This window comes from Hoeflea sp. CAU 1731 (assembly GCF_039888615.1).
In the GTDB taxonomy this organism is placed as follows: domain Bacteria; phylum Pseudomonadota; class Alphaproteobacteria; order Rhizobiales; family Rhizobiaceae; genus Flavimaribacter.
In genome coordinates this window covers 165,103-189,695 of the sequence record NZ_JBDQQS010000005.1, presented here as the reverse complement: position 1 = coordinate 189,695, position 24,593 = coordinate 165,103, and the positions used below count along the sequence as shown (strand labels likewise).

The following is a 24,593-nucleotide window of genomic DNA, read 5'->3' as shown; positions in this document are numbered from 1 at the left end:
TCCTCCATTGTTGTCCGGCGCCGTCGGCTCCGGTTGTCTTTCTGACGCTCATCTGCGTCAGTTGCGTGCAGCCTTTGTAAGGCTGAAAGTGAACACTAGCGCGATGACGAGCACCGCTCCCTTGACGAAATCCTGCGTGTAGTAGGGCGCATTCATCATCGTCATTCCCTGCAATAGAACACCGACGAAGATCGCGCCGACAAGCGTGCCAAAAGCGTTTGGCTTCGCGGCGCCCAGAACGGCGAAGCCGATCAGCGCCGCGGCGACCGCATCCAGCAGCAGGTTGTTGCCGGAGCTGACGTCGCCGCGTCCAACACGCGCCGCCAGCAGAATGCCGCCGATCGAGGCGGAAAAACCCGAAATCATGTAGGCGGCTATCTTGTAGCGATTGACCGGAGCTCCGGCAAGGCGGCTGGCCAGTTCGTTGCTGCCGATCGCATACATGACGCGGCCCCAGCGCGTGAATTCGAGGAAGAACCAGATGACGAGCGCCAGCACCAACATGATCAACACGGAAACCGGCAGAATGTCGTACAACCGGTGACGGCCGAGAAACAGAAATCCCGGATCGAATGCGCCTTCGGCGGTCGATCCGTCCGGCAGCATCATGCCCTTGGCGATGGAACGCCCGGCGGTCGGGATAAGCTGAAGACCAAGAAGCAGGAACATGGTGCCGAGCGTCGCCAGCAGATCCGGCACGCGGGCGTAGACGACAAGGACGCCGTTGAAGAAGCCGACAGCGAGACCGACCGCCAGGCACAGCGCCACCGCCTCGACCGAACCGGCGCCCCAGATGACCATGGCGTAGGACGCCGCCATCATTGAGGAGGCGGCGACAGACCCGATCGACAGATCGAAGCCGCCGACAACCAGCGTCGCGGTGACGCCGAGCGCCAGAATCGCGGTGATCGACACCGACTGGAAGACGAAAACCATCGAGCGCAGCGACATGAAGGCGGGCTCCATGACCGAGAAAAAGACGATGATCGCCAGAAGCAACAGCAGAAATCCGTAGCGGATTGCAAAATTACGCATGGTTACTGTATTCCGTCCTTTCCGAAGTATCCGGCTGCAGCGTTCGGTGAGACGACGGCGCCGGAAATCTGCGACAGAAGCAGATCCATATCGACGCTGTCGGTGCGGTGTTCGCCGACGATGGTGTGATTGCTCATGACGAGGATGCGGTCGGAGACTTCAAGCGCCTCGTCGAGCTCCGCCGTCATCAACAGCGTGGCGCGGTCGCCTGCGGTCTCGCGAAGCTTGTTGCCGATATCGCCACGTGCGCGGATGTCGACACCCTGGAAAGGCTCGTCCAGCACGAGAAGTCGGCAGGCCTTGGAAAGCCAGCGGCCGATAACGACCTTCTGCTGATTGCCGCCGGAAAGCGAACTCAGCATATCCTGGTCCGACTGGCAGACGACGCCCAGCCAGTCGATCATCTCTTTCGCCTTGTTGCGTTCTTTGCGTCGCAGGAGCGTCCCAAGCGCCGTGAAATCAGGCAGGAAAGGCAGCGTCAGGTTCTGCGATATGTCAAAGCCCGGAATCATCGAGGAATTGGCCCGGTCCTTGGCCGCCATGAAAACGCCCTGTCGCACGGCGTCGCGATTGTTCAGCGGCTGATAGGGTTTGCCGTCAAGCTGGAATGTTCCCGTCGGCGGCTGGCGCAAGCCGAACAGACATTCCGCAAGTTCGCTTTTTCCGGTGCCGACCAAGCCGGTGATCACCACGATCTCCCCGCCGGAAAGTGAAAACGTAAACGGATCGCAACTGGTTTTGAGGACAACGTCGCGCGCCTCGAAGATCTTTGCGCCGCGGGAGACAGCGATCTTCTTCGACACCTCCATTCCATGGCCGAGCATGGCGTTGACGGCGGCCTCGTAATTGAGCGGTTGTTCGAATACGCCGGTGATCTTGCCGTCGCGCAAGGCGATGATGCGATCGGCCAGGCGACGGATGTCCGACATGCGGTGCGATATATAGAGGATCGCGACTCCGCTCTGGCGCAACCGGTCGATGATGCCGAACAGGCGCTCCGCCTCGCGTTGCGACAGCGACGAAGTCGGCTCATCGAGGATCAGGAGTTTGGGGTTCTGGGCGAGCGCGCGTGATATGCCGACAAGCTGCCGGTCGGCGAGGTCGAGTTCGCGCACCGGTTTGTTCATGTCGAGCTCGAGGTCAAGCGCGCCGGCGATTTTACCGGCTTCGCGCGCGGCGCGGCCACGGCCGAAGAAAAAGCCCGTTTCACCGTTGCACAGCCGGTCTAGAAGCAGGTTCTGGGCGACCGAAAGATCGGGCGCCACACAATCGTTGATCGCCTGATGCACGATGCACACGCCGGCGCGTAGGGCGTCGGCCGGCGTGGCGGGCATAAAGGGTTTGCCGTCAAGGGTCAGCGAGCCGGAATCCGCGCTGTGAACGCCGGCGATAATCTTGACGAGGGTCGATTTTCCGGCGCCGTTCGCGCCCATCAGAACGACCACTTCGCCCGCCGAAATGGAGAGATTGACGCCTTGCAAAACACGATTGGAGCCAAAGGATTTTTCAACATCCTTCAGGTCCAGAACGTTATCTTTCGACGCCTGATTGTTCGACGTTTCCGCCATATCTCCTCTCCCCCGGGGCATGGATGGTTGCAAGTAAATTGTCAAATGTCAATATACCTTGACATTATTCAAATTGACGCCTTAACCTGAATGTCGAACAATAGCGCGCAGTGCGAAAACCGGTCGGGTGCGGAGAGACTGATGGCCGGATTTGCGGGGAGAGGCAATGACGATTGAGACACCGCCAGGCTATACAGCCTTTTCCGTCGACACGATTGCGGACTATATCGCAGACAAACCGGAACTGATGAACAGGCTCGGCGGCGATGCGTCGCAGTTGAGAGCGACGGAGGTGGGCGACGGCAACCTGAACCTGGTCTTCATCGTCGAGGGACCGGACGATACGGTCATCATCAAGCAGGCCCTGCCCTATGTGCGCCTCGTCGGCGAATCCTGGCCATTGCCGCTGAAGCGCTCCTTCTTCGAATACAATGCGCTCGTACGGCAGGCAAAAGCCTGCAGCGTGACGGCGCGGGTGCCGGAGATCTTTCTGTACGACGACGCGCATGCGCTGGTGGCGATGGAGTATCTCTCCCACCACATCATTCTGCGCAAGGGGCTGATCGCCGGTACAATCTACCCGAAGATCGCCCGCGATATCGGTCTCTTCATGGCGGAAACGTTGTTCCGCACGTCAGACCTGCATATGGACGCGGGCGAGAAGAAGAAAGACGTGGCGCTGTTCAGCGACAATGTCGAACTGTGCGACATTACCGAAAGTCTCGTCTTTACCGATCCCTATCACGATGCGGAACTCAACAGCTGGACAACGCCGCAACTCGACAAGCTGGCGCTCGGATTGCGCAGCGACCGCGACCTGAAGATCGCTGTCTCGGAAATGAAGCAGCGCTTCGTCACGCATACGGAAGCGCTCGTTCACGGCGACCTGCATTCCGGATCGGTGATGGTGAACGCGGACGACACACGGGTTATCGACCCGGAATTCGCCTTCTACGGACCGATGGGCTTCGATGTCGGCGCGCTGATCGCCAACTACTTCCTGGCCTATTTCTCCCAGGCAGGGCATGAACCGGAGCCCGGCGCGCGCGACGAATACCGCGCATGGATTCTTGAGACGATCATCGAAACCTGGGACGTGTTCGAGGCGCGCTTCCGCGAATTATGGATGAGTGAACGCACTGGCGTCCTCTATCCTCGCTCGATCTTTGAAGATCAGGGAGACGTGATCGGAGCCGAGGAAGCGCTGAACGGCTTCCTGAAGCAATTGCAGGAAGACACCATCGGCTTCGCCGGCGCGAAGATGATCCGTCGCCTGGTGGGTCTCGCCCATGTCGAGGACATGCAGTCGATCGAGGATCCGGACCGGCGCGCGTCCTGCGAGGCAAAAGCGCTGACCATGGGCCGGGAACTGCTCATAGACCGTGCTAAATTAATCGGCATGAAGCAGCTCTGCGAACTGGCCAAGCGCATTGAAACGACTGGAGCAAGCGCATGAAAATCGACGGAATCCCCTACCGATCGATCTGGGCGGAAGATGACGGCCTCACCGTCGGAATTATCGACCAGACTCGGCTGCCGCACGCCTTCGTAACGCGCCCGCTAAAGACGCTGGACGATGCGGCGGTCGCCATCCGCGACATGTGGGTGCGCGGCGCGCCGCTGATTGGCGCTACGGCCGCCTACGGCATGGCGATCGCGCTGCGCAAGGACGCTTCCGACGCCGCAATGGACGAGGCCTACAGCATTCTCCACGCAACCCGGCCGACGGCTATCAATCTGAAATGGGCGCTCGACGAAGTGGTGCGCAAGATCCGGCCGGTGGAAACGGGAAGTCGCGCCGACGCCGCCTGGACGCTCGCAGCCGAGATCTGCGACAGCGACGTCGAGACGAACCGCGCAATAGGCGCACACGGGCTGGAGCTGATCAAGGCGATCGCCGCGCGCAAGCCTGACGGCGAGACCATCAACGTGCTCACCCACTGCAACGCCGGATGGCTTGCGACCGTCGACTGGGGCACCGCGACCTCGCCCATCTATCAGGCGCATGAACTCGGAATTCCCATCCATGTCTGGGTGGACGAAACGCGTCCGCGTAACCAGGGCGCCTCGCTGACCTCCTGGGAACTCGGCCGGCACGGCGTGCCGCATACGCTGGTCGTCGACAACGCCGGCGGCCACCTGATGCAGCACGGCAAGGTCGATCTGTGTTTCGTCGGCAGCGATCGCACGACGGCGAGCGGCGACGTCTGCAACAAGATCGGCACCTATCTCAAAGCGCTCGCGGCCCGCGACAATGGCGTGCCCTTCTACGTGACCCTGCCCTCCTCCACCGTCGACTGGACGATCCATGACGGACTGAAGGAGATCCCGATCGAGGAACGCAACGGCGAGGAAGTTTCCTGGCTCGCCGGCGTGGATGCGGACGGCAAGGATACGATGGTGTTGATCTGTCCAGAAACGACGCCGGTATCGAATTTCGCCTTCGACGTCACGCCGTCACGGCTCGTCACCGGACTGGTGACCGAACGCGGCGTATGCAGCGCCAGCCGCGCCGGACTCGCCAAGCTGTTTCCGGAGATGGCCAATCAGTCAAGGCAGGCGGTATAGCTGGGGCGCCGCGTGACGTCCGACAGCGCGATATCTCGCAATTGATCGACCGTCGTTCCTGCCTATAATCGCTGATGTTTCGCGCCTGTCGATTGATGCTTTCGGGCTGAAAACATCGAAATCCCGAAACGAACCCAGATTTACCGAAAACGCAGAATCCCGAAACAAAGCCAAATTGTGAAACACCCCCCCACCACCATCCCTCCTGCCGGACTTGATCCAGCAGCCACGCGTCTGCGTGGCGGAAGATGAAGCAGCAAACGCCCGAAACCCGGATTCCCGAAACAAACCCAGATGCGCCAAACGGCGATTTCCCGAAACAAAGCCAAATTTCTTTTTATTTATATAATTCAATAACTTAGATAATTTCACGGCTGTCCGTAAGGCTCCCGCCCGGTGACAATCGCGCTTTCCAGCAAGTCAATGCGATCCTGCCCCCAGAACACTTCGCCATTGAGCACATAGGCCGGCACGCCGATGGCGTCCGCCTCCACCGCCTCACGGCTGTATTGGTCACGCAGGGCCAACGCCTCGTCCGACCCGGCGCGTTCAAGGATCGCCTCCGCGTCGAAACCCGTCGCCGTCAGATAGCCGGCCACCGTGTCGCGGTCGGAGACGTCGGCGTCCTCGGCCCACACGCCGGAAAACACGCGCTCCATGAAATCCGCCGGATCATCGCCCTGCTCGACGATCGCGATGACTGAAAGTTCCGCCAGCGAGGCGTCCACGGGAAAATGCTTCGGTTGCAGGTTGAGCGGCAGCCCGCGGGCTTCGGCGTGGCGCTGTAATTCGAGAAAACGATACCGACGGCGCACCGGCGGCCGTTCCGCAAGCGGCGTGGAGCCGGACTTCGCCCAGAGCTGCTTCAGAGTCACGGGCTTGTAGTTGACCGTAGCGCCATGGCGTTTCGCCATATCCACGAGCGCCCTGTGTCCGAGATAGACATACGGCGATATGCCGACGAAATAATAGTCGATGACCGCCATGAGTACCCTCCCTTAACAAGTGAAAGGAGGTGTATCACCTGCGTGGCGGCTGACAAGCATCTCGCAAAAGAAAACGGGCCCGAAGGCCCGTTCTGCAGTCGGTAATGACGAGCGTCTTACGCGGCCATCTGTGTCTTCTCGCCGAAGCGGCCATAGAAGCTCTCGCCCTTCGCGGCCATCTCCTTGAGCAGCGGCGTCGGCTCGAAATGGCTGCCATGCTCGACCGCCAGGCCCTCGCACATGGCGACGAATTCGGCAACGCCCATGGAGTCGATATAGGAGATCGCCCCGCCCGTGTAGGGCGCGAAACCGAAGCCGAGGATCGAGCCGATATCGGCCTCGCGCGGATCGGTGACGATGCCTTCTTCCATGGTGCGGGCGGCTTCCAGCGCAATCGTCGCCAGGAACCGGTTCTTGAGTTCCTGCACCGAGATGTCATCGGCGACCTGCTGCGGATAAAGATCCTTCAGGCCCGGCCACAGATGCTTCTTCGCCGGCTTTTCGGGGTAGTCGTAGAAGCCCTTGCCGTTCTTGCGGCCATGACGGCCATGCGCATCGACCATGGTGTCGATCAGTTCGACATGACGCGGATCGACGGCCCCCTCGCCGAGATCCGCGATCGTTGCGCGATTGATCTTCTGCGACAGGTCGATCGCCACTTCGTCGTTCAGCGCCAGCGGTCCGACCGGCATGCCTGCCATCTTGGCGACGTTCTCGATCATCGCCGGCGGAATGCCTTCGACGAGCATGCTGTAAGCTTCGCTCATATAACGCATGACGCAGCGATTGACATAGAAGCCGCGTGTGTCGTTGACGACGATCGGCGTCTTCTTGATCGCCCGCGCATAGTCGAGCGCGACCGCCAGCGCCTTGTCGCCGGTCTCCTCGCCGAGAATGATCTCGACCAGCATCATCTTGTCGACGGGCGAAAAGAAGTGAATGCCGACGAAATCGTTCGGGCGCTTGGAGTTTTTCGCAAGACCCGTGATCGGCAGCGTCGAGGTGTTGGAGGCGAAGATCGCGCCTTCCTTCAGTTCGGCTTCGGCTGCTTCCGTCACCGCCTTCTTGATGCCCTGGTCCTCGAACACGGCTTCCACGACGAGTTCCGCGCCGTCAAGCGCCGCGTAATCGGTGGTCGGCGTGATAAGCGAGAGAACCTTGTCGGCGTCCTCCTGCTTCATCCGGCCCTTCTTGACCGCGGCGGCGACGAGCCCTTCAGAATGGGCCTTGCCCTTGTCGGCGGCTTCCTGGTCGCGGTCGATAAGGATCACGGGAATGCCGGCCTTCGCCGTCACAAAGGCGATGCCTGCGCCCATGAAGCCCGCGCCGACGACGCCGACCTTGGAGAAGCTGGTCTTCTCCACGCCTGCCGGACGCCGCGCGCCCTTGCCGAGTTCCTGCAGCGACACGAACAGCGAGCGCACCATGGCGAAGGCTTCCGGCGTCTGAAGGATTTCCGTGAAGTAGCGCTGCTCGATCCTGAGGCCGGTGTCGAAAGGCACCTGAAGGCCTTCAAAAACGCATTTCAGGATGGCGTAAGCGGCCGGATAGTTGCCGTAGCTCTGCTTGCGCAGCGTCGCCGAAACCGCCGGCCAGAGCTGGGCGCCCTGCGGGCTCCAGATCGCGCCGCCTGGCAGCTTGAAGCCCTTTTCATCCCAGGGCTGAACCGGCTTCAGGCCGTCGAGGATCATTTTCTTGGCGGCGGCGATCAGCTCGTCCGGCGGGGCGATCTCGTGGATCAGGCCCAAGGACTTCGCTTTTTTCGGGCTGAGGCTCTGACCGGTGGTCATCATCATCAGCGCTTCCTGCTGATTGGTGAGCCGCGGCACGCGCTGTGTTCCGCCAGCGCCCGGGAACAGGCCGACCTTAACTTCCGGCAGGGCCATTTTCACAGCGTCGCTGTCGGCGGCCACGCGGCCGTGGCAGGCGAGCGACAGCTCGAAAGCGCCGCCCATGCAGACGCCGTTGATCGCCGAGACCCACGGCTTGCCGCTGGTTTCCAGCTTCCGGTAGAGCCAGCTCATGCGGCCCACCTGGTCGAAGATCATCTTCGCCGCGCCTTCGGGGTTCGTGGCCTTTTCCTGGCGGATCAGATCGAACATGCCGTTGATCATGGTCAGGTCCGCGCCGCCCGAGAAGGTCGACTTGCCGGAGGTGACGACCGCGCCCTTGACGGCGTCGTCAGCGGTCACGGAGTCCAGGATTGCTTCCAGTTCGTCCATCACTTCCTGGGTGAAGACGTTCATGGATTTGTCAGACATGTCCCAGGTGACGAGAGCGATGCCGTCGCCGTCGGTTTCGACGGTGAAATTCTTGTAGGTTGTCATGTCCGTCTCCCTCAGACCCGTTCGATGATGGTGGCCGTGCCCATGCCGGCGCCGATGCACAGCGTGACGAGGGCGGTGTTGAGGTCGCGACGCTCCAGTTCGTCGAGCACCGTGCCGAGGATCATCGCGCCGGTGGCGCCCAGCGGATGGCCCATGGCGATCGCGCCGCCATTGACGTTCATCTTGTCATGCGGAATGTCGAAGGCCTGCATGTAGCGCAAGACGACCGAGGCGAAGGCCTCGTTGAGCTCGAACAGGTCGATGTCGTCGATCGTCATGTTGTTGCGCTCGAGCAGCTTCCTCGTCACGTCTACCGGGCCGGTCAGCATCAGCGCCGGGTCGGAACCGATATTGGTAAAGGCCCTGATCTTCGCGCGCGGCGTCAGACCCATGGCCTCGCCGCCCTTCTTCGACCCCATCAGCACAGCAGCTGCGCCGTCGACGATGCCGGACGAGTTGCCGGCGTGGTGCACATGGTTGACGGCTTCGACTTCCGGATGCGCCTGCACGGCCACGGCGTTGAAGCCGCCCATCTCGCCGATGATGGCGAAGGAGGCGTTGAGGGAAGCCAGGCTCTGCATATCCGTTCCCGGACGCATGTGCTCGTCATGGTCGAGGATTGTCAGACCGTTCTGGTCGTTGACCGGCACGACCGATTTCTTGAAGTAGCCCTTCTCCCAGGAATGCGCCGCGCGCTTCTGGCTTTCCACCGCATAGGCGTCGACGTCGTCGCGCGAGAAACCGTACTTGGTGGCGATCAGGTCGGCCGACACGCCCTGCGGCATGAAATAGGCCGGCATGTTGACGGACGGATCCATGAACCAGGCGCCGCCGGACATGCCGATACCAACACGCGACATCGATTCTACGCCGCCGGCGATGACGACGTCGTCGGCGCCCTGCGCAATCTTGCCGGCGCTCAGGTTGATGGCGTCAAGGCCGGATGCGCAGAAGCGGTTGATCTGGATGCCCGGGGCTTCGGTCTCGTAGCCTGCCTCGAAGATGGATGCGCGGGCGATGTCGCCGCCGGCTTCCATCACCGCGTCGACGCAGCCGAAGACCACGTCGTCAACTGTCTTGGTGTCGAGGCCGTTGCGGTCGCGCACGGCTTCCAGAACGGTCGCGCCGAGACGCACCGAAGGCACCTCGTGCAGGCTGCCGTCCTTCTTTCCCCGTCCGCGCGGCGTGCGGACATGATCGTAAATATAGGCTTCGGCCATATCGGTCTCCCTTAAAGACTGCGTGCGATCAGCAGTTTCATGATTTCGTTGGTCCCGCCGTAGATGCGCTGGATGCGGGCATCACGGTACATCCGGGCGATAGGATATTCGTTCATATATCCGTAGCCGCCGTGCAACTGCAGGCATTCGTCAATAAGCTTGCACTGCAAGTCGGTGATCAGATACTTCGCCATAGAGGCGGTTGTCGGCGTGAGCTGGCCTTTCAGATGCTCGGCCACGCAATGATTGACGAAGACGCGCGCCATCGTCGCTTCCGATTTCAGTTCGGCCAGCTTGAACTGTGTGTTCTGGAACTCGATCACCGACTTGCCGAAAGCCTTGCGTTGCTTCACGTAATCGATTGTGACCGCAAGCGCCCGCTCGGCCATGGCGATGCCCTGGTTGGCGATCAGCAGGCGTTCCTGCGGCAGTTCCGTCATGAGCTGAATGAAACCCAGACCTTCTTCCGCCCCGATCAGGTTCGAGGTCGGAATGCGTACGTCGTTGAAGAACAGCTCCGACGTGTCATTCGCCTTCAGCCCGACCTTGTCGAGGTTGCGGCCGCGCTCGAAGCCTTCCACCTCGTCGGTCTCCACAACCATCAGCGACGTGCCCTTGGCGCCGGCCGAAGGATCGGTCTTGGTGACCACAATAATCAGATTGGCGTTCTGGCCGTTGGTGATGAAGGTCTTCGATCCGTTGATCACATAGTGGTTGCCATCCTTGCGGGCGGATGTCTTGACGCCTTGCAGGTCGGACCCGGCGCCCGGCTCCGTCATGGCGATGGCGCCGATCATTTCGCCGGTCGCGAGCTTCGGAAGCCACTTCTTCTTCTGTTCTTCCGATCCGTGATGGAGGATGTAAGGCGCGACGATTGCATTATGCAGAGCGATGCCGAAACCGTCGACGCCGACGTGGCCGAGCGCCTCTGCGATCACCGCCTCGTAGGCATAGGTGCCGCCGGAACCGCCATACTCCTCTGGCATGGAAGCGCAGAGCAGTCCCGTTGCGCCGGCCTTTTCCCAGGCTTCCCGGTCGACGATTTCCTGCTTCTCGTAGCGCTCGTAATTCGGCGCGACTTCGTTTTCGAGAAAGCGGGAGGCCATGTCCTGAAGCATGACCAGTTCGTCGTCCATCCATTCGGGAGCGGGAACGCCGAGAACCCCGGCAGGCGCTTCACTCATTCTGGTTCCTCCATGAAGCCTTACAACGCGGCTTCTAAACCACTATGTGTCGATCGGATATTCCGTTGCAAGACCGCCGTCAGAAACTGGCGGCCTCCATCGACATCATCGTCTCGGATCCGGCCTCGACACGCTGTCGGCGCATCAGCGTTTCCGGCATGATCCGCTCCATATAGAAGCGGGCGAGCAGGAGCTTGTCCTCGTAGAACTCCTTATCGTCGGCGCCTTCGTCCAGCTTTTGTGTAGCGATTTTCGCCATCTGCGCCCACATGTAGCCAAGCGCCACGACGCCGAAGAGATGCATGTAGTCGGTAGAGGCGGCGCCCGCATTGTTGGGATTGGTCATAGCGTTCTGCATCAACCACATGGTCGAAGCCTGCAGTTCGTTCAGTCCCTTCTTCAGATGCTTGGTGAAGAAGGAAAGCGCCTCGTCCTCGCGGTTTTCCTCGCAGAAATCGCCGACTTCCTTGAAATAGGCCATGATCGCGCGGCCGTTGTTGGCCGGCAGCTTGCGGCCGACAAGGTCGAGCGCCTGGATGCCGTTTGCGCCTTCGTAGATCATGGCGATGCGGGCGTCGCGCACGAACTGGCTCATGCCCCATTCCTCGATATAGCCGTGGCCGCCATACATCTGCTGGGCGGCGACTGCATTGTCGAAGCCACGATCCGTCAGCACGCCCTTGAGCACTGGCGTCATCAGGCCGAGCATGTCTTCGGCCGCTTCCCGGTCGGATTCGATTTCGGAGCGGCGGCGGATGTCGGCCTGGAGGGCCGTCCACAGAACCAGCGCACGGCTTGCCTCGTTGAAGGCGCGGATGGTCAACAGCGTGCGGCGGACATCCGGATGCACGATGATCGGATCGGCTTTCTTGTCCGGTTCCTGGGCGCCGGTAAGCGCGCGCCCCTGGATGCGCTCCCGCGCATAGTCGGCTGCGTTCTGGTAGGCGACTTCCGACTGGCAGAGACCCTGCATGGCAACGCCCAGGCGTGCTTCGTTCATCATCACGAACATGGCCTTCAGGCCCTTGTTCTCTCCGCCAATGAGATAGCCCTCGGCGTCGTCGTAATTGAGAACGCAGGTAGCGTTGCCATGGATGCCCATCTTCTCCTCGATGGAGCCGCAGGACACGCCGTTGGCCTCGCCGACATTGTCGTCCTTGTCGACCTTGTATTTCGGCACGATGAACAGCGAGATGCCTTTGACGCCTTCCGGCGCGCCCTCGATGCGGGCAAGCACCAGATGGACGATGTTTTCAGACATGTCGTGTTCGCCGGCGGAAATGAAAATCTTCTGGCCGGAGATCTTGTAGGAACCATCTTCCTGGGGAACCGCCTTGGTGCGAAGCAGGCCGAGATCGGTGCCGCAATGCGGTTCCGTCAGGTTCATTGTGCCGGTCCACACGCCCTCGATCATGCGCGGCAGCCACTTGGCTTTCTGCTCGTCATCGCCATGTTCGACAATCGCCGCCACGGCGCCCAGCGTCAGGCCCGGATACATCATCAGGGCCATGTTGGCGGAGGAGAAATACTCGCCGACGGCGGAGTGCAGCAGCATGGGCAATCCCTGTCCGCCATATTCCGGATCGGCCGCAAGACCCATCCAACCACCTTCGCGGTACTGGTCGTAGGCTTCCTTGAATCCCTTCGGCGTCGTCACCGAAGCATCGTCGTGGCGAACGCAGCCTTCCTGGTCGCCAACCTGGTTCAGAGGCAGAAGCACCTCTTCGGCGAGCTTCGAACCTTCCTGCAGAATGGCTTCCACAATGTCTGGCGAAGCGTCGGCGAAGCCGGGCAAATTATTGTAGCGCTCGTAGCCGAGCACGTCCTTGAGAATGAAAAGAGTGTCTTTGATGGGGGCTTGATAGCTTGGCATGGAGATACTCGCATATGTCCTGCTGGTTTGCGTGTTGCCGCTCTATACAAATAATTGACGTTTCCGTAAACGTCAAAATTTTCGTCACCTATTGCTTTCATGCATTTTGCCTCCGAAAAGCCCGGCGACCAAACAAAATCGAGGCAGGTTAACGGGTTGTTTACCATGTTTGGAAAAGGTGTTCTCAGACATCGGGCGCTGATTTGCCAAATGTCCGGCGCCAGACGCGGCTTCTTGCAGGCGTGTCTCCGCCGGGCGGAACATGCCGACAGTCGAATATTTCATTCGGCCTGGCGTCAGGATGCTCGGCGATGGGAACAATGCGGGCAATCACATGAACAGGTCACGATCCTCCGGGAACAGAACCGACTATCAGGAGCGGGATCCGCTCGATTCCCTCAGTCGGACAATTGCCGATCTCGAAGCGAGGATCGAGGGCCTGAACGCGCGCAATCGCCGCTCGCCCCAATATCAGTCGCAGACGCCGCGTCCCGAACGCCAACAGGAACGGGTACGCTCGCCGGAGAGAAGTACAGATTTCTCTCAACCGCAGCGCTTCCAGCAGCCGGAGGCGCCAGTCAACGCCCGCGACTACTGGACGGCGCAAGACAGCCGCCAGCGGTCGTTCGATCGTGATCGCAGAATTCAACCGGCCACGGTAGAACCAGACGCCGGCGCAAGGGACATCGCCGAAGCTCTTGTCGCCCTGCGCGAGGATTTGCGCAGGGATCTTTCCGAAAGCATCAGCCGCGGCCTTGGATCGCACACGCAGGACCGGGATATCGCCGCAGGCCTGCTAGCCGAGCTGAACGAATTGCGCAGCATGGTGCGTGAACTGCCGGGAGAAGATTCCATGCGCCGCCTCGAGCAGCGCTGGGACGGCTTTGAAAACCGCCTCGCCGGCATGGACGCGACGGCGCTGAGGGAAGAGTTGTCGATGCTGTCTCACCGCCTCGACGATATCAGGTCGTCGATCGGACAGCTTCCATCGGCTCTGCCGCTGAACGCGCTTGAAGACAAGATCAAGATGCTCGTGGGCGCGATCGATGCGATCTGCCGCCAGACCGGCTCGAACGATCCCGAATTGAACCAGCGTTTCGCGGGTATAGAAGACCGACTTGACGAAATCAGCCGCGCAATCGTCGCAACGAACGCTACCCGCGACGGAGAGCCGGACCGACGCCTCGTCGAGGGGTTAGAGCGGCGCTTCGATACGCTGCTCGACCAACTCGACGCCATCAGCCAGACCCATTCTTACAATGAAGTCACCGGACGGCTGGACGCGCTGTCGGGCAAGATCGATGAACTCTCGGGCGACCGAGACACTGTGACCTTGATGGAGCGGCTCGACGACCTGTCCCGAATGCTTGAAGCCCAGCCGGCGCCGGCCGTCGACGAACGCCTTTACGAGCATCTCGAAATGCTCGCCCACAAGGTCGGCTCTCTCGATCTGAACGGCGTGAATGACGCGCTGGCCGACAAGCTGGACGATCTGTCGCGCCGTATCGATACGATGACGAGCAATCTGACCACGGCAACCGGCGCCCAGGACATGCTCCAAGGCCGCCTGGAAGACCTTGCTGGTCTGATGGGAAATCAGGAGCAGGAAAGACAAGCCGTCGACCTGTCCCGCATCGAAACGGGCCTCGCCAATATCGCGGCCCGACTGGACGAGGTCACGACGCCTCAGGGCGGCGATGGCGAAGCGCTGAGGGCGCTTGAGGAACAGGTGTCCGATTTTTCGCGCCTTCTTACGGAAACCGCCAACGCTCCGGCGGATCCAGGCGATCTCGCGCCACGTCTTGCCGCGATCGAAGAGCGTCTGAGTGAAAGTCAGGCCGATCATCAGAACATGATGATCGAGGCTGCCCGCAGGGCCGCCGAGGCTGCGATCGATTCCTGGCGCGAGTCCGGAGCCACCGCGTCGGATATCTCTATGGTCGAGAACCTCGTGTCGGACCTGCGGTCGCTGGAAGAACTGAGCCGCCGTAGCGAAGAAAAGAATACGCGCAGCTTCGACGCCGTGCATGACACGCTCGTCAAGATTGCCGATCGCCTTGAAGCCATGGAGTACGGCAATCCAGTCGAAACAGCCCACGCTGCCCTGAATGCGAGTGACTATGCTGTGGATGCATCGGCTGAGCTGACGTCGGATGCAGAATTGCTGCGCAAGGAATCCAGCCAGCGTGACGTCGAGACGAATCACGACGTGATCGTTTTGCCGAATGATCGCTACGATGAAGGTTCATACGCCACACCCTCCATCGACCCGGCTGATCATATGGACGGGGATGAAGACGACACCCCGCTGGAGCCTGGTTCAGGCGCCCCCGACATCGAAAGCATCATGGCGAAGGTGCGTGAGGCCCAGAAACATGGCCAGATACAGGGGCGGCATGCGCATCCCGACAGCGATGCGGGCGAAGACAAACCCGGCAAAGCCGATTTCATCGCCGCAGCGCGCCGGGCTGCCCGAGCCGCAGCAAGCGACACCATGCTTGCTGGAGACGCGGCTGTTCCGGCGGAGGACGTTTCCGACAAACGCAAGCAGCGCGCGGCGAAAGGCGCCGGCAAACGCAGCAAGCGCCCCTTCTTCCTCGCTGCAGGCGCCATTTTGCTAGCGGTGGTAAGTTATCCGCTTCTGATGGATTTCTTCGCAGGACCGTCTCCGATCGAGACCGCCTCGGTCGAACCCGAGACGCAAGTGTCGGAGTCCGTGACCGTCGAAACCGAAAAAACCGAAAAGGATGATCAAGGCGCAGGGCTAACGCAGGATTTAAGCGGCGCCCAGCCGGTGACGGAAGAAATGGCGGCGGATTCCGCGACAACTTTACCCGGAGCGTCGACATCCCCGACAACGCCCGAAATGACGCCGCAATCCGGTATTACCGTTGATCAAAACAGCGGCGAATGGCAGATGTCGCGTGACAACAGCGTACAGCCCGTCGGCGGTTTCTATTCCTATCCGACTGAAGGCGCCGTCGACGACCAGGCTGCAGCCGGCGTCGATGCGATGACGGTCACCGCCACCACGCAAGCGGCCGCGCCGGCGATCGAGACGCCGCCGGAAGAGGTTGGCCCCCTGGCTCTGCGCAAGGCCGCCGCCGATGGCGACAGCCTCGCCCTTTTCGAGATCGGCGCGCGCTATACCGATGGACGCGGCGTTGACGTCGATCATGCTGAAGCAGCCAAGTGGTATCAACTCTCTGCAGATCTCGGATTTGCTCCGGCTCAATACAGGCTCGCCAATTTCTATGAAAAAGGTAACGGGGTCGAACGTGACCTGAAGAAAGCCCAGACCTGGTACCAGATGGCGGCCGAGCAGGGCAATGCGAGCGCGATGCATAATCTCGCCGTTCTTTTCGCCATGAAACACGACGGCGTATCCGACTACGATTCTTCGGCCCCCTGGTTCAAGAAAGCCGCTGAATTCGGGGTCAGAGACAGCCAGTACAACCTCGCCATTCTGCACGCCCGTGGAAACGGCGTTCCCCAGGACCTGATCGAATCCTACAAATGGTTCGCCATTGTCGCCCAGTCCGGCGACAAGGACGCCGCGCGCAAGCGCGACGAGGTGGCGAACGCATTGCGTCCCGAACAGCTTGAGGAAGCCCGCAAACGCGTCGAAGACTGGGAGCCCGCGCCGCTGGACGAGGCCACAAACTCAACAGCCATTCCCGACGAATGGAAGGGCGACGAAACCACCACTGCTTCCATTGATATGAAAAAAGCGGTGCAGAATATCCAGGCGATCCTGACGAAGAACGGCTTTGACACCGGCGGCGTCGACGGCATTATGGGCGACCGGACGATCATGGCGATCAGGGATTTCCAGAGTTCGATCGGCATGGAGCCGACGGGTGAAGTCACCGAGCAGTTGGTCAAGGAGTTGCTCGCTCGCAACGGATAGAAACAGGGTCGCCGGGCTACGGAACGCATTCCGGGGCGAACCCGGCGCCGGTTTCAAAAACTTATGATTTCTGCGCCGGTTGTGCGGAATTGACTCACGATTGGTAAAGGAGCATGACAGGGCTGCGTCTCGCCGCGCCTGTCCATTCCGTGAAACCGTAGCCGTCCGCTTATGACAATCTATCTTCCCATAGCGGAGATTTCCGTAAATGCCTTCGTCATTTTGGGAATGGGCGCTGCGGTCGGGTTTCTTTCGGGCATTTTCGGCGTAGGCGGCGGCTTTCTGATCACGCCGCTGCTGATTTTCTACAACATTCCTCCGGCCGTCGCCGTGGCGACAGGCGCAAACCAGGTTGTCGCGTCTTCCTTCTCCGGCGCGCTGTCGCATTTCCGCCGCGGCACGCTCGACATCAAGCTGGGTCTTGTCCTGCTTGTCGGGGGTATTGCAGGCGCCGCAGTAGGCGTCTTCATCTTCAGTTTCCTGCGAACCATCGGTCAGCTCGATCTCATTATCTCGTTGATGTATGTGACATTTCTCAGCGCAATCGGCGGATTGATGCTGTGGGAGAGCATCAGATCGCTTCTGAGGGCGCGGGCCAACCAGCCCGTTTCGCTGCGAAGACCCGGCCAGCACAATTGGGTTCATCGCCTGCCCCTGAAAATGCGGTTCAAGAAATCGAAAATTTACCTCAGCGCGATACCGGTCGTCGCGCTCGGATTTGCGATCGGCATTCTGACATCGGTCATGGGCGTCGGCGGCGGATTCATCATGGTTCCGGCCATGATCTATCTTCTGCGTATTCCGACCAATGTGGTTATCGGCACATCCCTGTTTCAGATCATTTTCGTGACCGCCTTCACCACCGTTATACAGGCGACGACCAATCAGTCAGTCGACGTTTTTCTAGCCGGGCTTTTGATGATCGCAGGCGTTATCGGCGCGCAATACGGCGTAAGAGCAGGCCGCAAGCTGCGCGGCGAACAATTGCGCGCTGGCCTGGCGCTTCTGGTGCTCGGCACCGGCGTTCGGCTGGGCTACGATCTGGTTGCTACTCCACAGGAACTCTACTCCGTGGCGGCGACCATGGTTGGTTTCCAGTGAGGGCGTTGTTTACCATTGTCGTCGCGGCGCTGATAGCCGCGGGCTTACTGGCTTCGCCGGCGTCCGCCCAGTCGCGGACGCCGCGTCTCGATATCGGCATCTCAACCAATGTTATTCCCATCACATCGGATTTCGCCGGAGAGGATCTGACTGTGTTCGGCGCGATCGACGGCGCGGATCCGGAATTGCTGCGCGCGGATTTCTACGATGTCGTCGTAACGCTGGAAGGACCGTCGCTGGAATCCGTCGTCCGCAAGAAGGCGCGCGTCTTTGGCATCTGGATCAATCGTAGTTCGATGCGTTTCGAGCCAGCGCCCGTGTCCTATTCGCTGTCCAGCACTCTGCCTGTCGAATTGATCGCCGACTCCATCGAGTTGAGCGATCTCGGCATAGGCGTTCAGAATATCCATCTCACGCCCACCGGCGCGATCGGAGACGGCAGCGCCACCCCGGAATTCAGAAACGCCCTGTTGCGGCTTCGCACCGCCAATGGCCTTTACCAACGCGATCCAATCGGCGTTGAATATGTCAGCTCAAGCCTGTTTCGAGCCACGCTGCGGCTCCCGGCCAACGTGCCTGTCGGCGAGCACAAGCTGAGGGCCTTCCTGTTTCAAGGCGGCAAATTCGTCATGGAGCGTGATCTGCCGCTCAGCGTCGTCAAGACCGGCATCGAGCAGTTCATTTTCGAATATGCGCACCAACATAGCTTGATCTACGGCCTGTTCGCCGTGCTTCTCGCCATGATTACCGGATGGCTGGGCAGCGTTCTCTTCCGAAAGGATTGAAACCTCAGGCGACCAGTCTGGAAAAAGGCACGGAATAGACACGGTCACGACCGAGCAGATGCGCCGTAAGGCGTTGCTGATCGAAGAGCCGGTGCAAAGCCGGATGCTTGAGACTGAGACCGCCGGTCATGACGCCGAAGGCCGGCATGACAAGACGCTCGCCGTCGCCGGCGAAACAGGCCCGCCGAACGCCCTTGCCTTGCCGCACAACACGCGCCGCCGGATGCAGATGCCCCGCGATCTCGCCCACAGCATCGGCGCGATCCGCAGCCGGCTCGTGACGGAAAACCAGACCGTCACAATAGAGCTCTCCCGCGCAATCGCCCGGAAGCCCTGAAGGTCGGTCCGGATCGTGATTGCCTGCAATCCAGTACCAGTCGCGCCCCTTCATCATGTCTTTGAGCTGTTCTGCATCGCCATCGTTGAGGTTGGCCGCCCCTTCTTTGTCATGGAAACTGTCGCCCAGGCTGATCACGCAGCCAGGTCGGTAACGGTCGATGACCGAGGTAAGCAGTTTCAAGGTTAGCGCCGTGTCGTAGGGCGGAAGAAGCATGCCCCGTCGCGCAAACGCCGCCGATTTTTCCAGATGCAAATCGGAGACGACGAGCACGCCGCTGTCAGGCAGCCACAATGCGCCCTGCGGATCGCAAATGGCCGTTGTTCCCGATATCACGATCTGCGTCATGCGGACGGTCTCGCTCAGGTTTGCTTCGACCGCCATTGTAACCCGGTTCATGCTCCGGAGCCGCCTCCATCATTCAGCGCCGCCCATGGCTTCCGCGATGATTTCATCCGCAGCCTGCGCAAGTATGTCGTCATGAGCTTCTCCGACCACGGGCTCGCGGCCTATTTCCAGCATCACCGGAACTGCGAGCGGCGAAATCTGCTGAAGCCTTTTCAACATGATTCGGCCCTTGATGCGCAACAGCATATCGGCGAGCCGGCGGATATCGAGCAGGCCGGCTGCAGCGTCCGCCCGTGTCGCCTGCAGCAGAATATGGTCAGGTTCATGACTGCGTAGCACATCGTAGATCAGATCCGCCGACACCGTGACCTGGCGGCCGGTCTTTTCCTTTCCCGGGTGCCGACGCTCAATCAACCCGGCAATGACCGCGCAGTTGCGGAAGGTTCGCTTGAGCATCCAGGATTCGGCGAGCCAGGCTTCAAGATCGTCTCCGAGCATGTCTTCGTCGAACAGGTTCTCCATCGAGAGCTCGCCGCTCTCGAACATCTGCCCCATGTCGCGTAGGCCCCAGATCGCCATCGAATAGTCGGTCGCGACAAAACCGAGCGGGCGCGCGCGCGCGCGTTCCAGGCGCCTCGTCAGAAGCATACCCAGCGTCTGGTGAGCCAGACGCCCCTCGAACGGGTAGGTGACCATGTAGAAGCGGTTTTCATGCGGAAACGTTTCGATCAGAAGCTGTTGCCGTGACGGGATAACGGATTTCTCCTTCTGGATTTTCAGCCAGTCGCGCACCTGCGGCGGCAGTTCGTTCCATCGTTCAGGGCTTGCGAGCATGCCGCGAACCTGTTCGGCGAGATAGGTTGAAAGCGGAAACTTGCCGCCGGCGTAGGCGGGTATTTTCGGATTGCCTTCGCCGCCCTTCGAAACGATGCATTCGTTCTCGCGGATTCCCTCGAAGCGCAGGACCTTGCCGGCAAACAGAAAAGTGTCGCCAGGCGCGAGCATCTCGACGAAGTATTCCTCGATCTTGCCGAGCACCGGCCCGCCGCGCACATTGGCGCCGCGGCCGCGCTGGCGCGTAAGCCTTACCGTCAGCTCCGCCGCCTCGATGATTGTCCCGATGTTGAGACGGTATTGCTGCGCGATCTGCGGATTGCTCACGCGCCACAGCCCGTCGGCGCGCTTGCGAATTCGGGCATAGCGCTCATAGGTCTTTAGCGCGTATCCGCCGGTCGCTACAAAATCGACCACACGATCGAATTGGGAACGCAGGAGCGCGGAGTATGGGTAAGCGGAGACGATTTCCCGGTAGAGATCGTCTGCGTCGAAAGGGGCGGCGCAGGCCATGCCGAGCACATGTTGGGCAAGCACGTCCAGCGTTCCCTCGCCAATCGGTGGTGTGTCCTGGGCGCCGAGATAGTTGGCGTCGAGCGCGGCCTGGCACTCCATCACTTCGAAGCGGTTCGCCGGCACCAGAAGGGCGCGGCTCGGCTCGTCCATGCGGTGGTTCGATCGGCCGATGCGCTGGGCGAGCCTGCTGGCGCCTTTGGGAGCGCCGACATGGACAACGAGATCGACGTCGCCCCAGTCGATGCCGAGATCGAGCGTCGAGGTTGCGACCACGGCGCGCAGCCTGTTCTCGGCCATCGCCGCTTCGACGCGCCGCCTCTGGCTCGCATCGAGCGATCCGTGATGCAGCGCGATCGGCAAGTTTTCCTCGTTGATGCGCCAGAGTTCCTGGAACAGCAACTCGGCCTGGCTGCGCGTATTGACGAACAACAGCGTGGTGGCGTGTCGGCAAATCGCCTCGTAGACCTCCGGCATGGCGTAGCGGGCCGAATGGCCAGACCAGGGCACCCGGTCGCGGCTGTCGAGAATTACGATTTCCGGCTTGGCGCCGCCTTCCACAACGATCCGTTCGGAAAGCTGGGAAGCTTTGTCTTGCTCCTGCGGCATCAGCCAGGCCTGCAGGGCTTGCGGGTCGGCGACCGTCGCCGACAGGCCGATCGTCTGCAGTTGCGGACACATCGCCCTCAACCGCGCAATGCCCAGAGATAAAAGGTGTCCGCGCTTGGAAATCACCAGCGAGTGCAGCTCGTCGAGCACGATGTATCGCAGCCCTTTGAAGAACCGTTTGGCGTCGCCATTGGCGATCAGCAACGCAAGCTGTTCGGGTGTCGTCAGAAGGATGTCCGGCGGATTGAGTTTCTGGCGCTGACGTTTGGACTGCGGCGTGTCGCCGGTTCGGGTCTCGACTTTTATCGGCAAGTCCATTTCACGGATCGGCGTCGCAAGATTGCGCTCGATGTCCACGGCGAGCGCCTTCAGGGGCGAAATGTAGAGTGTGTGAATTCCGCGGTCCGCCGCTGAACCGGGCTGTCGGCGCGCCCGGCCCCGGCGGGTCAGATCCGTCAGCGCCGGCAGGAAGCCGGCAAGCGTCTTTCCGGCGCCGGTAGGCGCAATAAGCAAGGCCGATTGCCCCCGTTCTGCGAGATCGAGCAAATCGAGCTGGTGGGCGCGCGGCCGCCACTTTCTGACCCGGAACCAGTCTGTGAAGACGGCGGGCAGAATTTCGGAAGAGACCGGTTCGGCGCAGATGGAATCGCGTGTCACGGAAGAAAACCTAGTGCAGAATTTGCTGCGATAAAACAGTAATAGACGAACCGCGCCATTATCCGGTTGATTGTACGGTCCATGCTCGATATCGGGAGAGACGAGTTGAAAGCGTCGCAGCGGATCACTACTGTCTGGGCGTTGCAGGAACACGGAGTATCGTCACATGTCGAGCAGATTGAACCGCTTTCTGGGGGATTCGCCCAGTCGGACGGTCGTAAAGCTCCTGGTGATTTCCCTGATCGTCGGCGCGGTGATGAGCGCCTTCAACTGGTATCCGATCGATATTCTTCATGCGATCCGTGATTTCCTCGTCAATCTGTGGAATCTCGGCTTCGACGCCCTTGGCCGCTTTGGCGACTATCTCATTCTCGGAGCTGTGGTCGTCATCCCTGTGTTCCTGATCCTGCGCATTCTGAGTTACCGCAACAGTTAGCCAGAGGCCGGCGTGATGACAGAAGCGCTTGCGGACGACGCCCGATCCGCGGCGGGACAGGTCGTCAGGCCGTTTTCGGTGACCCATCGCATGGTTCTCGCCATCGCAGTTCCGATGACGCTGGCCTATTTGACGACGCCGCTTCTGGGCATCGTCGATATGGCTGTCATCGGCCAGCTCGGGCAGGCGGAACTGATCGGCGGTCTGGCGATCGGCGCCATCGTCTTCGACGTCGTCTACACCACCTTCAACTTCCTGCGCGCCTCGACAACCGGACTCGTCGCCCAGGCGTTCGGCCGTGATGACGCGCGCGAGGAACAGGCGGTCTTCTGGCGTTCGATGCTGACCGGACTGATCTGCGGTTTCGCTTTGCTAATCCTGTCGCCAATGATCCTGCTTGTCGGTATGTGGCTGATGGCGCCTGGCCCCGGCGTGGCGGAAGCCGCGCAAACCTATTTCACGATTCGCATCCTGTCGGCCCCGGTCGGTCTTGCCAATTATTCGGTCCTTGGCTTCGTCCTTGGACGCGGCGAGGCCATCACAGGCCTCCTGCTCCAGATGCTGATCAACGGCGTCAACATTTCCCTGTCTATCTGGCTTGGCCTCATTCTCGGATGGGGCATTGCGGGCGTCGCATGGGCTACCGTTGTTGGAGAATTCGTCGGACTTGTCGCCGGTTTCACCTATGTCTGGCTGCGGTTCGATCGCGCCAAGGCGCCGTCCTGGCGGATGATCGCCGACCTGCCGTCAGTGTTGAAGCTGATGGCGTTGAACCGAGACATCATGATCCGCTCGCTTGCGCTGTTGATCGCCTTCGCCCTGTTCGTGCGCCAGGGCGCCCAGTTCGGCGCCGTCACACTTGCCGCCAATGCGGTGCTGATGAATTTTTTCATGGTCGCCGGCTATTATCTCGACGGCTTCGCCACGGCGGCGGAGCAGCTTGCCGGTCGTGCGGTCGGCGCCAATTACAGGCCGGCCTTCGACCGCGCGGTGTCGCTCTCGACGTTTTGGGGCTTTGGGCTCGCAGCCCTCACAACGGCGTTTTTCCTGCTTTTCGGAACCAATGTCGTGGAGTTGATGACGACGGCGCAAGACGTGCGCGCAGCGACTGAGGATTATCTCGTCTGGGCGTCCTTCACGGCTCTTGCCGGCGTCCTCGCCTTCACCATGGACGGGGTGTTTATCGGCGCCACCTGGTCGCGCGACATGCGCAACATGATGCTTTTGTCGATTATCATCTATGTCGCCTGCCTGTGGACACTGACGCCGCTCTTTGGCAATCACGGCCTGTGGATATCGCTGCTGATCTTTCTCGGCATTCGCGGGATCAGCCTCTACCTGCTGGTCAGAACGCGGGCAAACGCGACGTTCCAGTCTACTGATATAACGGCCTCAACCCACTCTAGCTGATGGCGATGCCCTCGTCCTTTAGCTTGTGGTCGGGCTCGACATGAATGATCGTTCGGGCGTTTGGAATCGCCTTGCGCAACTCCGCCTCGATATGATCGCAGATCTGGTGCGACCGCGAGACCGACATCGATCCGTCGACGACCAGGTGAAACTCAATGAACGTGACCGGTCCCGCCATTCGGGTGCGGATGTCATGCGCTTCCATCGCGCCTGTCGCATTGGCGAGGATTATCTCTTCGATCAGCGCCGACTCTTTCCAATCGACAGAGACATCCATCAACCCGTTCACCGATGACGAGATCACGCGCCAGCCTTCCCACAGAACATTTGCGCCCACGATGAACGCCATGAGGGCGTCCAGAATGATCCAGCCGGTCGCAATTGTGACCAGAAGACCGAAGAGCACGCCGACGGAGGTGATGACGTCGGCGTAGATGTGGCGTCCATCGGCGGTCAGAGCCGGTGATTTTTCCTGTCGGCCAAACTTGATCAGAATAAAGGCCCATACCGCGTTGATGGACGCGGCAACGGCGTTGACCATCATGCCCGGTCCCGGATCGGCGAGTGCGTGCTCGCGACCCAGCGCCATCCAGGCTTCGCGGAAAATCAGCAGCGCCGCCAGCACGATGAGCACGCCCTCGAAAACCGCCGAGAAATACTCCGCCTTGTGGTGTCCGAACTGATGCGTGTCGTCGGCCGGCTTCTGGCTCATGCGGATCGCGAACCAGGCGATAAGCGCTGCGATCACATTGACGATCGATTCAAGGGCGTCCGAATAAAGCGCGACCGATCCGCTCAAATCCCAGGCGACGAACTTGATGCCCATTACCGCTATGGAGACCGCTATGGAGGCGGCGGCAAGTCTTGAGACGAGGCGCGGGTTCGACATCGG

17 protein-coding genes are annotated in these 24,593 nt (G+C 60.7%); 7 read left to right on the top strand and 10 right to left on the bottom strand.

From position 1 onward, the window contains the following. Window positions 1–57: 57 nt before the first annotated feature. A complete protein-coding gene (locus tag AAFN47_RS10460) occupies window positions 58–1,035 on the bottom strand; it encodes an ABC transporter permease (RefSeq protein WP_499809166.1) in 978 nt (325 codons plus the stop codon). Window positions 1,036–1,037: 2 nt separating this feature from the next. Further along, entirely contained in the window at window positions 1,038–2,603 is a 1,566-nt protein-coding gene (locus AAFN47_RS10455; protein ID WP_499809165.1) for a sugar ABC transporter ATP-binding protein, read from the bottom strand. Window positions 2,604–2,769: 166 nt separating this feature from the next. On the opposite strand from AAFN47_RS10455, the gene mtnK reads away from it, so the two are divergent. Together mtnK and mtnA are read left to right on the top strand one after the other, a co-directional pair. After that, entirely contained in the window at window positions 2,770–4,059 is a 1,290-nt protein-coding gene (gene mtnK, locus AAFN47_RS10450) for an S-methyl-5-thioribose kinase (RefSeq protein WP_499809164.1), read from the top strand. Then, window positions 4,056–5,171 carry an S-methyl-5-thioribose-1-phosphate isomerase gene (gene mtnA / locus AAFN47_RS10445; RefSeq protein WP_499809163.1) on the top strand — a complete coding sequence of 372 codons (1,116 nt, stop codon included), beginning with the start codon at window positions 4,056–4,058 and terminating at the stop codon, window positions 5,169–5,171. Before mtnK ends, mtnA begins: the two co-directional genes overlap by 4 nt. 368 nt (window positions 5,172–5,539) lie before the next feature. On the opposite strand, the gene AAFN47_RS10440 is transcribed toward mtnA, so the two are convergent. From AAFN47_RS10440 to AAFN47_RS10420, 5 genes are all read right to left on the bottom strand, one after another. Then, the gene (locus AAFN47_RS10440) at window positions 5,540–6,157 is read right to left on the bottom strand and encodes a 2-hydroxychromene-2-carboxylate isomerase (protein WP_499809162.1); all 618 of its coding nucleotides are present in this window, start codon (window positions 6,155–6,157) and stop codon (window positions 5,540–5,542) included. 116 nt (window positions 6,158–6,273) lie between these two features. Continuing rightward, complete coding sequence (locus AAFN47_RS10435) at window positions 6,274–8,484, bottom strand: 3-hydroxyacyl-CoA dehydrogenase NAD-binding domain-containing protein (protein ID WP_499809161.1); 2,211 nt, start codon at window positions 8,482–8,484, stop codon at window positions 6,274–6,276. A gap of 11 nt (window positions 8,485–8,495) precedes the next feature. Further along, window positions 8,496–9,704, bottom strand: coding sequence for an acetyl-CoA C-acetyltransferase (locus tag AAFN47_RS10430; RefSeq protein WP_499809160.1), 1,209 nt, complete (start codon window positions 9,702–9,704; stop codon window positions 8,496–8,498). 11 nt (window positions 9,705–9,715) lie between these two features. Then, complete coding sequence (locus AAFN47_RS10425; protein ID WP_499809159.1) at window positions 9,716–10,888, bottom strand: acyl-CoA dehydrogenase family protein; 1,173 nt, start codon at window positions 10,886–10,888, stop codon at window positions 9,716–9,718. A gap of 79 nt (window positions 10,889–10,967) precedes the next feature. Next, window positions 10,968–12,761 carry an acyl-CoA dehydrogenase C-terminal domain-containing protein gene (locus AAFN47_RS10420; RefSeq protein WP_499809158.1) on the bottom strand — a complete coding sequence of 598 codons (1,794 nt, stop codon included), beginning with the start codon at window positions 12,759–12,761 and terminating at the stop codon, window positions 10,968–10,970. A gap of 262 nt (window positions 12,762–13,023) precedes the next feature. Between AAFN47_RS10420 and AAFN47_RS10415 the strand changes: the two genes are divergently transcribed. The 3 genes from AAFN47_RS10415 (at window position 13,024) to AAFN47_RS10405 (ending at window position 18,557) form a co-directional block, all read left to right on the top strand. Continuing rightward, on the top strand, window positions 13,024–16,671 hold the full coding sequence (locus tag AAFN47_RS10415; protein WP_499809157.1) for a peptidoglycan-binding protein: 3,648 nt from the start codon (window positions 13,024–13,026) through the stop codon (window positions 16,669–16,671). Window positions 16,672–16,842: 171 nt separating this feature from the next. Then, window positions 16,843–17,772 carry a sulfite exporter TauE/SafE family protein gene (locus tag AAFN47_RS10410; protein WP_499809156.1) on the top strand — a complete coding sequence of 310 codons (930 nt, stop codon included), beginning with the start codon at window positions 16,843–16,845 and terminating at the stop codon, window positions 17,770–17,772. Further along, on the top strand, window positions 17,769–18,557 hold the full coding sequence (locus AAFN47_RS10405) for a TIGR02186 family protein (RefSeq protein WP_499809155.1): 789 nt from the start codon (window positions 17,769–17,771) through the stop codon (window positions 18,555–18,557). Before AAFN47_RS10410 ends, AAFN47_RS10405 begins: the two co-directional genes overlap by 4 nt. A 4-nt stretch (window positions 18,558–18,561) precedes the next feature. Here AAFN47_RS10405 and pdeM read toward each other — a convergent pair whose 3' ends face one another. Together pdeM and AAFN47_RS10395 are read right to left on the bottom strand one after the other, a co-directional pair. Then, on the bottom strand, window positions 18,562–19,293 hold the full coding sequence (pdeM, locus tag AAFN47_RS10400) for a ligase-associated DNA damage response endonuclease PdeM (protein WP_499809154.1): 732 nt from the start codon (window positions 19,291–19,293) through the stop codon (window positions 18,562–18,564). A gap of 18 nt (window positions 19,294–19,311) precedes the next feature. Further along, window positions 19,312–21,855 carry a ligase-associated DNA damage response DEXH box helicase gene (locus tag AAFN47_RS10395; RefSeq protein WP_499809153.1) on the bottom strand — a complete coding sequence of 848 codons (2,544 nt, stop codon included), beginning with the start codon at window positions 21,853–21,855 and terminating at the stop codon, window positions 19,312–19,314. A gap of 166 nt (window positions 21,856–22,021) precedes the next feature. Here AAFN47_RS10395 and AAFN47_RS10390 point away from each other — a divergent pair, with 166 nt between their 5' ends. Together AAFN47_RS10390 and AAFN47_RS10385 are read left to right on the top strand one after the other, a co-directional pair. After that, window positions 22,022–22,291 carry a DUF6460 domain-containing protein gene (locus AAFN47_RS10390; RefSeq protein WP_499809152.1) on the top strand — a complete coding sequence of 90 codons (270 nt, stop codon included), beginning with the start codon at window positions 22,022–22,024 and terminating at the stop codon, window positions 22,289–22,291. Window positions 22,292–22,306: 15 nt separating this feature from the next. Next, window positions 22,307–23,701 carry an MATE family efflux transporter gene (locus AAFN47_RS10385; RefSeq protein ID WP_499809151.1) on the top strand — a complete coding sequence of 465 codons (1,395 nt, stop codon included), beginning with the start codon at window positions 22,307–22,309 and terminating at the stop codon, window positions 23,699–23,701. Here the strand turns inward: AAFN47_RS10385 and AAFN47_RS10380 are convergent. After that, the gene (locus tag AAFN47_RS10380) at window positions 23,694–24,590 is read right to left on the bottom strand and encodes a cation diffusion facilitator family transporter (RefSeq protein WP_499809150.1); all 897 of its coding nucleotides are present in this window, start codon (window positions 24,588–24,590) and stop codon (window positions 23,694–23,696) included. The two genes, AAFN47_RS10385 and AAFN47_RS10380, sit on opposite strands and share 8 nt — an antisense overlap. Window positions 24,591–24,593 lie beyond the last annotated feature (3 nt).